The organism is Luteimonas sp. A534, from assembly GCF_054072805.1.
On the sequence record NZ_JBSVRR010000013.1, the window covers coordinates 1 to 5629 of the forward strand.

9 protein-coding genes are annotated in these 5629 nt (G+C 56.5%); 8 read left to right on the forward strand and 1 reads right to left on the reverse strand.

Annotated features, from left to right (window positions below; all coding sequences use genetic code 11):
- Positions 1-150: 150 nt before the first annotated feature.
- The 6 genes from ACW5F0_RS14530 to ACW5F0_RS14555 all read left to right on the forward strand — a co-directional run bounded on the left by ACW5F0_RS14530 (position 151) and on the right by ACW5F0_RS14555 (position 3587).
- A complete protein-coding gene (locus ACW5F0_RS14530) occupies positions 151-600 on the forward strand; it encodes a DUF4019 domain-containing protein (RefSeq protein ID WP_456966265.1) in 450 nt (149 codons plus the stop codon).
- A gap of 528 nt (positions 601-1128) precedes the next feature.
- Positions 1129-1632: a hypothetical protein gene (locus ACW5F0_RS14535; protein WP_456966266.1), complete on the forward strand. Its 504-nt coding sequence runs from the start codon at positions 1129-1131 to the stop codon at positions 1630-1632.
- An 87-nt stretch (positions 1633-1719) separates the two neighbouring features.
- Entirely contained in the window at positions 1720-2106 is a 387-nt protein-coding gene (locus tag ACW5F0_RS14540) for a nuclear transport factor 2 family protein (RefSeq protein WP_456966267.1), read from the forward strand.
- A 128-nt stretch (positions 2107-2234) separates the two neighbouring features.
- Entirely contained in the window at positions 2235-2693 is a 459-nt protein-coding gene (locus ACW5F0_RS14545) for a YcxB family protein (RefSeq protein WP_456966268.1), read from the forward strand.
- Positions 2694-2711: 18 nt separating this feature from the next.
- The gene (locus ACW5F0_RS14550) at positions 2712-3206 is read left to right on the forward strand and encodes a hypothetical protein (protein ID WP_456966269.1); all 495 of its coding nucleotides are present in this window, start codon (positions 2712-2714) and stop codon (positions 3204-3206) included.
- A gap of 27 nt (positions 3207-3233) precedes the next feature.
- The gene (locus ACW5F0_RS14555; protein WP_456966270.1) at positions 3234-3587 is read left to right on the forward strand and encodes a hypothetical protein; all 354 of its coding nucleotides are present in this window, start codon (positions 3234-3236) and stop codon (positions 3585-3587) included.
- A 424-nt stretch (positions 3588-4011) separates the two neighbouring features.
- Here the strand turns inward: ACW5F0_RS14555 and ACW5F0_RS14560 are convergent, their stop codons facing one another.
- Positions 4012-4485 carry a DUF1643 domain-containing protein gene (locus ACW5F0_RS14560; protein ID WP_456966271.1) on the reverse strand — a complete coding sequence of 158 codons (474 nt, stop codon included), beginning with the start codon at positions 4483-4485 and terminating at the stop codon, positions 4012-4014.
- Between the two features lie 150 nt (positions 4486-4635).
- Between ACW5F0_RS14560 and ACW5F0_RS14565 the strand changes: the two genes are divergently transcribed.
- Complete coding sequence (locus ACW5F0_RS14565) at positions 4636-5067, forward strand: CbrC family protein (RefSeq protein ID WP_456966272.1); 432 nt, start codon at positions 4636-4638, stop codon at positions 5065-5067.
- Positions 5068-5153: 86 nt separating this feature from the next.
- A complete protein-coding gene (locus ACW5F0_RS14570) occupies positions 5154-5444 on the forward strand; it encodes a hypothetical protein (protein ID WP_457000019.1) in 291 nt (96 codons plus the stop codon).
- Positions 5445-5629: the final 185 nt, after the last annotated feature.

A 5629-nucleotide genomic window follows, 5' to 3' on the forward strand; every position in this document is an offset into this window, starting at 1 on the left:
CGGATAAGAGTCCCTTCCAGTCTGCCAGCTCACCTCTCCTTTTCGGGGCGCTGGATTTGTCGCACTTAGTCTGGCAATTTCTGAGCGCTAACAAATCATTCAAGCCGATGCCGCTTCGCGGCACGGCTTAATTCTGGTGTTAGGTGTTCTATGAGAATTCTGTCGGCCGTACTGATCTCGATCGTGTTGCTCGCAGGGTGCAGCGCTCGCGTTGATGACGTTCCAGATACGGTGGAGCAAGGTACGCCTGAGGAGCGGTCAGCTGTTGCCAAGGCGGCAAAAGCATTTCTCGACAGGCTCGATGACGGAAAAGTTGACGAGACTTGGAGCGATGCGAGCCCGGTGCTGGCAATCTACACCGAGCGGAACGCATGGTCGTTAGGCATTCGAGCAATCCGGTCTGGTGTCGGGAGCCTCAAAAGTCGTGAATTGAAGGAGGTCTGGCTTCACAGTGCTGTAGCTAATTCGCCCCCTGGCGAGTATGCAACTATCGTTTGCGAGACGGTATTCTCGAATGCGAAGGTCCAAGAGAAGGTCATTCTCAACAAGCACGAAGGAACGTGGAAGATTAGTGGCTACTACTTGGTCAAAAACCTTTAGGTTGCTCGCGGCGTCCACACCTAACAATTCATTCAAGCCGACGCCGCTTCGCGGCGCGGCTTAATTCAGGCGTTAGGCCTTGTTTCCCGCACTGTTGGTGGCAAGGTCCACGCGGGTTCGAGCATTTCGCTCATCCACGGCATTTGCACCTCGCACGCGCGGTGAGCGCATCGGCAGCCGGGCCAGAAACACCTCGGCTTCGGGGAGGCGCGACCCTCCGCAAGATTCGACCTGACGAGTCGGCTTCGGACAGGACGCGGTGACACTTCTTGGCCACGCGAGCGGGCCTACTTCGCTCCGGTTGTCCCAAGTGCCAGCCCAAGCTCTGCGCCAAGACTTGTTGTACTGTTCGGCTCAGGGTTGGGCTGTCGCAAGGTCGGGCGCAAGCTCGGCGTGCGGCGGCCTAACAAGTCGTTCAAGCCGAAGCCGCTTCGTTACGCAAACCACATGGCAGGTAGAGCTTGCCATGTGCTTCGCTCCACTACGCGTCTCGGCTTAACTCTGGCGTTAGGCACTACAGGGGAAATCATGGCTACTGAAAGATCACAGCTATTCAATACTGTCGTTATAGGCCTGCTCGTGCTGAATCTCTGCTCGACCGGCTATCTCATCTTCCGGACCAACGGAACCGTTGAAGTAGCGCCCGTCTCGTCAACGGAGGTTGGAGTGTCTGAGGCTGAAGCCAACGCCCTAGCAGAAGAGATGGTGAGGTTGTACAACGCAAAAGACGATGCTGGTATGTACGAGGCGTTCGACAGCATAGCTAAGGCCCAGCTCACGCACGACGAATTGGTTAGTCAACTCAACAAGCTCTATCCACTCATGGGCACCATCAGCGACCCCGGTTTTTCCAGTGCTGCACTTGCGGGCAATGACGCTGGTCGTGACTACTACACTCTCAACTACAAAGTTAGATTGACAGGTGGCACGTTCACTTCCGGGGACATGAAGCTCACGGTGACGCGTCGTGAAGATGGCTTGGGACTAGTCGGATTTTTCATCAATGGCACAAGTCATACTGGCCGGCAGTAGTGCCTAACAATTCATTCAAGCCGACGCCGCATCGCGGCGCGGCTTAATTCTGGCGTTAGGCGGCTCAGGACACAACGAGGTGAACCAATGATCACCACACAGATTCCACAGTTCCTCGCAGACCTTGAGGAGCGCTTCGGCGCAGCAATGATCTCCAATGACGTTGAACGGATCGCCGAGTGCATCACGGATGATTGGCTGTTGGTCACGCCAGAGGCGGGGCCTGTTCCACGCTCCCGGATACTTGACGTGGTGGGTTCCGGTCGTCTGACTCATTCGTCAATGACCAAAAGGGCCACACATGCGGCCGTGGCTGGTGACATGGCCTGGGTCACGGGCAGAGGCCAAAACACCGGCATGTTCAATGGAGCGCCAATGCAAGCGGACGAATACATTACAGACATCTATCGTCGGGTAGGTGACACCTGGCTCTGCATGCTCACGCACCTGACTCCGGTGCATAGGTCGGAGTAACACTGGTGAGCCACCTAACAATTCGTTCAAGCCGAACCTGCTTCGCTACACCAACAACATGGCAGGTAAAGCTTGCCACGTTGTCGGCTACGCTACGCAGGTCGGCTTAACTCAGGCGTTAGGCTGCTATGGATCCCTCGTCGCGCATCGAGTTCTCAGTTCGCTATCGGCTCGGAGAGTATCTGCATTTCGTAACGGAGCACGCCTTCGATACAGAGGATGCCTTACGCACGCTGAGCGGAGTAAGGCGGCACTTGGCGCGCATCACGCTTCAGTGTGTTGCAACAATCGGCTTCGTGTACAAATCGTCTCGTGTCGGCCGATGCGACTTCACTATCGACGCTACGGGTGTGAGCAGACGCACCAAGGGCGGTCCAGGCTCTGTTGTTTGGTCCAAGGTGAAGGCAGTCCACACTTACAGCCGTGGCTTTCTTATTGAGCTCGAGAGTGGCGCCATACCCATACCTTTCCGCGTACTCTCGCCCGAACAGCAAGCCCAATTTCGTCTACTGGCAGCGGACCAACTTCTTGCGGGGCCGCAGCCTAACAATTCATTCAAGCCGACGCCGCTTCGCGGCGCGGCTTAATTCAGGCGTTAGCGCCCTATGACAATTGATCCGCAAGCTCGAGCAGCTCTGGCCGAGTCAACCCGCTGGCTCATTGGCGCGCGCATCACTAATTTCCAGTTCGATGATTCGGTGCCCAAGTCAACCGATCCGGCAATCCGAGAGATCTATAACCAGTTCCTTTGGCTGCTTTACTGTGACCTCCGAGAGCACCGCCTTGCTGGCCCTGACAAACTGACACAAGCGCAGAGGGACGCTGCTACCCGCTGCGTACTCTTTCTCAAGCCAGTCCTTCCTTACCTGTGGCCGGTTCTCTCTCGCGGTCAGTCTGCGCTTCTTACCGTCGGCAACTTGCTGACACTTGGCCTCGCCGGGCGCATCTACTTCCGCCGCCTCTGTTCCGCCGGCGACATGACGTACTGGCCGTTCCTGTCGCAATCGCAGTACGCTGCCGCCTTGGGCGCGCCGGTTTACCTGTCTGGGGCGGGCTCTAACAATTCATTCAAGCCGACGCCGCTTCGCGGCGCGGCTTAATTCAGGCGTTAGGGGGCACTGGAGATCATGGCTGGTTGTGTACTCAGAGCAGCAGGGCCTGCCTTTGCGCCCGAGGCGTTTCTGGCATCGTTTCCTCTGCCTGACGCCAATCACCGAGAATCCTCGCTCAACGTCCTGGTCAGTGACCGGGACGGCGATGATCTCTCGGGACAAGTGCTTGATGCGTTGTCGTTCCTGAGGGAGCACGCTGCGGCCGTAAAAGCGTTAGTAGCCCTTCCAGGTGTCAGCGCTTCTCTCGATTTCGGGCTGTGGCAAAAAGACACAATGTCGCAATCTGTATCCTTTGCTCCGGATCTCGTGGCTTTGGCCGGCGAGCTTGGTTTGGGGTTGGAGGCTTCACTGTATGCGGTTGCCCCCTAACAATTCATTCAAGCCGAAGCCGCTTCGCGGCTCGGCTTAATTCAGGCGTTAGGCGCCAATGAACCTTTCTCGGTTTCCCGTTTGGCCAATTGGAGTAGCCTCGGCTTTCACGGGCTTTGCGGCGGCTTATCTCTGGGTGGGCGCGGTCTCCACCGCGTCCTTGAGATTCGGCCACTGTGGTCCAGCTATGGCGGATGCACCAGAGCAGTACTGTCAGGTTGCCGTTAGAGTGCTGCACCAGAGCTACGGGGTTGGTGTTCTAGCTCTTGCGCTCGGAGTTGTAGCGATTTGGGTTTGGGTCAGGCGTCGCAAGCGTGGCGTTGGTGCCTAACAATGCGTTCAAGCCGAAGCCGCTTCGTTACGCAAAGCACATGGCAGGTACAGCTTGCCATGTGCTTCGCTCCACTACGCGTCTCGGCTTAACTTAGGCGTTAGGCCCCCATGCCACTGGTGTCAGTGTCTTTGGCAGGTACAGCGGATGACCTGGATGACCGTCTTTCGTCAAACGCAGATAGTGCAGCTTGGGGAGCATCCCTCGCACCGATTCATGCCTGCCGCCATAGGTCCCATGCACGCCCCACGCTGCCACCACTACGCCCGCTTCTTCAGACCGGCGGCAAATAATCTCGTCGTTCTGTGGTCCAACTGGATCGTTGGCGCGCTTCATGTCGCCCGGAACGGTGGCTCTGTACGCAAACAGATTCGTCATGCACAGTCCGGCGTAACCCCACGCCTTGGCAAAGGCGATGCAGCGCCGGATCGTCGGGTCGTCCTGTGTTTCGCCCGCCGTGCTCGGGTTCAAGCCCACGAACATCGCGTAACCGTTGCCGCCAAGCCACGTTCGCCACAGGTCATAGCGGTAGGTCCGGCATGGTGACAGCAGCGCATCAGATCGCATCTTGCACTTCCTCGTGTGGGGGCCTAACAATGCGTTCAAGCCGAAACCGCTTCGTTCCGCAAAGCACATGGCAGGTACAGCTTGCCATGTGCTTCGCTCCACTACGCGGTTCGGCTTAACTTTGGCGTTAGACCGCAGGTGAGGCCTCTCGTGAGCTTGGATCTACCACTTTTTCCCTACCATCGAGACCCTGTCGCTTCTGGGTCAATCCGTCAATCTGACGCCCCCTGCGAATGTTGTGGCCAATCTCGCGGAGTCCTTTATGACGGCGTCGTTTACAGCCAGTCGGAGATAGAGGCGCTCTGCCCTTGGTGCATAGCAAGTGGGGCGGCCGCGGACAAGTACGACGCCACGTTCTTTGACGCTGAATTCTTTGATGACGCAGACACTCCTGTTGATTTGCCTGAGCCTTTCTACCGGGCGGTGTTTGCTTGCACTATAGGCTTCTCAACGTTCAATCCTATCGGATGGTGGGTTCACTGCGGGGAACCCGCAGAGTACGTCACGCGCATCGAGCCATATGAAATGGTATTTCAGTGTAAAAAATGCGGCGAGCGGCATTCCATTGATGATTTTGACTAACTATCTGCGGTCTAACAATTCATTCAAGCCGAACCCGCTTCGCGGGTCGGATTAATTCAGGCGTTAGGCCTCACATGGAAGATCACATGGCATCTGATAGTTCGGAAAATCGCAGTCTTTTTTGGCCACTCTTGTTTGCGCTCATTGGCACGCTCAACATAGTTGACTTCTTTTACAAGTCGTCCTTCAGCACTGATGATCTGCTGCAAGGCCTTGGATTTCTGCTGCAAGCACCCTTGGTGTACTTTTCACCGCCGTCGTTTGCTAACCCGTTCAAACCCAATCCTCGCAAACCGCCTGTGAGTTCTTTGGTCAAAGGGTCTGCATTCGTTGGCCTTGCACTGCTCATTGTCGGCCTCATAGTGGAGTGGCTGTGAGGCCTAACAATTCGTTCAAGCCGAACTTGCTTCGTTCCACCAAAGCCATGGCAGGAAAAGCTTGCCATGGCTTTGGCTCCACTACGCAAGTCGGCTTAACTCAGGCGTTAGGCACCGCTATGGCCGCTTTCGTACGTCGTGCTAGTCCAGAAGATGTCGAGAAGATATCTTCGATCCATCGCGAG